Genomic DNA, 2,558 nt, shown 5'->3' on the forward strand with positions numbered 1-2,558 from the left:
CGGCGACGGCGACGGCGAGGGCGAGGGCGACGGCGAGGGCGAGGGCGAGGGCGACGGCGACGGCGACGGCGACGGCGACGGCGACGGCGACGGCGACGGCGACGGGGAGGGCTAGAGGGCTGCGGCCAAGCGGCGTATCGCCTCGTCCATCGTGTCGGGTGGGGTTGCTGCGTAGGTCAGGCGTAAGAACGGGGCCGGGGGCTCGGCTGCGTGCCATGGGCTGCCTGGGAAGACCACCACGCCCTGGGCTGCCGCCTCGCGGGTTACCGCGGTGTCGTCGGTGCCTGGGGGAAGGGGGGTCCACAGGTGCAGGCCGCCTCGGGGGATCGATGGCGGGACCAAGGACGGCACGTGGCGGTGCAACGCTGTCAGCAGGGCGTCTCTGCGGGCACGCAACGACGACTGCAGGGCCCGGAGATGGCGTGTCCATGCCGGGCTCGTCACGAACTCCACTGCCGCCTGCTGTAGTGGGCCGGCCACGAAGAAGTCGTCCAGTAGGCGGGACGCTCGTAAGCGGGCGCCGGCCGGGCCCCGGGCTGACAGGGCGGCCACCCGTAAGCCGGGCGCTGCGGACTTGGTCAGCGAGCGCAGATAGATCACGTGGCCGTGTGGGTCGGAGGCTGCCAGCGGTGGTGGGGGATCGCCGTCGATGACCAGGTCCCGGGCGTAGTCGTCCTCGATCAGGAACGCACCCGCCTCCCGGACCGCCGCCAGCACCTCGGGGCGGCGCTCCGGCGACAGCGTGGCCCCGGACGGGTTGGCGAACAACGGCTGGCAGTAGAACAACCGGGCCCCGGTGTGGCGGAACGCGGCGGCCAGGTGCTCCGGACGTACACCATCGTGGTCTGCGGGAACCGGAACCACCCGCAGGCCAGCAGCGCGCGCGGCCGCCAGAGCCCCTAGATAGGTCGGCGACTCGACCAGCAGGGTGTCGCCCGGAGACGTCAGGGCGCGCAGCGTGGACGAGAGCGCCGCCTGACCGCCGGGGCAGATCACCACGTCGGACGGCTGGACCGGGCCCAGCGGCCGGGCGAACCAGGCCCGCAGATCCTCCCGGCCCTCGACCGGGCCCCGCTGCCAGGCAGCCGGCTGGCGGGCGACCCGGGCCAGGGTGGCGCCCAGAGCCGCGGCGGGTTGCAGGTCGGCATCCAGATAACCGCCGGACAGCGGGATCGCGCCAGAAGACGGTAACGCGAGTAACGCCCGCATCTCCTCCTCGCCGAACCGCCGGGGGCCCAGCGCGACCGTCTGCCAGGACATGTCGGGTGGTGAGTCGTCGGACACCGATGGTCGGGAAGCGACGTAGGTGCCTTGCCCCGACCTGGTCTCCACCAGGCCCTCCGCGACCATGCGGCGGATCGCGGCGGCGATCGTGACGGGTGAGGCCTGGTGCTGGGTCATCAGGACGCGCACCGACGGAAGGCGGGTGCCGGGTGTCGCGGCGGCCACCTGGAACCGCAGATCTTTGACGATCCGATCCGATGCGCTACTGTTCTCCATGAGGAACAAGAGTAGCACTACTCCAGCCAGCGCGATAACGCTCGGAGCGCTGGGGGTCGTCGCGTTCAGCATGTCGCTGCCGGCCACCCGGGTCGCGGTCGGGCATCTTGATCCGTGGTTCGTCGCGTTCGGGCGCGCGGTGGGGGCGGCGATGCTGGCCGGGGGCTGTTTGTGGCTCACCGGCGCCCCGCGGCCCACCCGGGCACAGTGGGCGCGGCTGGCGGTGGTGGCGTTGGGTGTGGTGGCCGGGTTTCCGCTGTTCACGTCGCTGGCGTTGATCGACGGGACGTCCGCCCACGGCGCGGTGGTGGTCGCGTTGCTGCCGGCGATCACGGCGGTCTTCGCGGTGCTGCGGGCCGGGGAGCGCCCGCCGGTGCGGTTCTGGCTGGCCGGTGGCGCCGGGCTGGTCGCGGTGCTGACGTTCCTGGTGGCGAGCGGGACGGTCAGCGGTTCGGCGACGAGAACCGACCTGTACCTGCTGGTGGCCATCGCCCTGTGCGGGCTGGGGTACGCCGAGGGCGGCGTGCTCGCCCGTGATCTCGGCGGTGCGCGCACGATCTGCTGGGCGCTGCTGGTGGCGTTACCGGTGACCGTGCCGATCACGCTGGTGGCCGCGGCGGCGAACCCGCCGCAGGGCCCGGCGGTGGCCTGGGTCGCATTCGCTTATCTCACGGTGGTTTCGATGTTCCTGGGATTTTTCGCCTGGTACGCGGGACTCGCCCGAGGTGGCATCGCGCGAATCGGTCAGCTCCAGCTCGCTCAGCCGGTACTGACCCTGCTCTGGTCCGCACTCCTGCTGGGCGAAACGGTGGGCGCGTCCGCGATCGCCGCCGCGGCGGTGGTCCTGACCTGCGTGGTCCTGACCCAGCGGTCCCGCCAGGCGCCCCGCCCCGCCGATGCCAGCCTGGCTAGGTGACGCCCCGCTTGGCGAAGAGATCAGTTGTCGCCCGATCGGGATCACCGCGCGCAGCGGCGTGACAAGGACGCGCCGCGCGAGCGGCGGCGAAGGGGCTCGGTGCCGTGCCGCGCGAGGGGCGAGATGAGGTGCGGTGCCGCGC

2 protein-coding genes are annotated in these 2,558 nt (G+C 72.8%); one reads left to right on the forward strand and one right to left on the reverse strand.

All coding sequences use genetic code 11. The annotated features are described in order from the left end of the window. Positions 1 to 111: 111 nt before the first annotated feature. Entirely contained in the window at positions 112 to 1,500 is a 1,389-nt protein-coding gene (locus tag Aco03nite_RS01130) for an aminotransferase-like domain-containing protein (RefSeq protein WP_203792657.1), read from the reverse strand. Between Aco03nite_RS01130 and Aco03nite_RS01135 the strand changes: the two genes are divergently transcribed. Next, positions 1,499 to 2,416 carry a DMT family transporter gene (locus Aco03nite_RS01135; RefSeq protein ID WP_203792658.1) on the forward strand — a complete coding sequence of 306 codons (918 nt, stop codon included), beginning with the start codon at positions 1,499 to 1,501 and terminating at the stop codon, positions 2,414 to 2,416. The two genes, Aco03nite_RS01130 and Aco03nite_RS01135, sit on opposite strands and share 2 nt — an antisense overlap. The last annotated feature ends 142 nt before the right edge of the window (positions 2,417 to 2,558 follow it).

It is taken from the genome of Actinoplanes couchii (genome assembly GCF_016862075.1).
Classification (GTDB): Bacteria; Actinomycetota; Actinomycetes; order Mycobacteriales; family Micromonosporaceae; genus Actinoplanes; species Actinoplanes couchii.

What these genes read in the sequence shown, in the direction of transcription:
- Aco03nite_RS01135 (WP_203792658.1), top strand. Translation starts at nt 1,499, where the DNA reads ATGAGGAACAAGAGTAGCACTACTCCAGCCAGCGCGATAACGCTCGGA.
- Aco03nite_RS01130 (WP_203792657.1), bottom strand. Translation starts at nt 1,500, where the DNA reads ATGGAGAACAGTAGCGCATCGGATCGGATCGTCAAAGATCTGCGGTTC.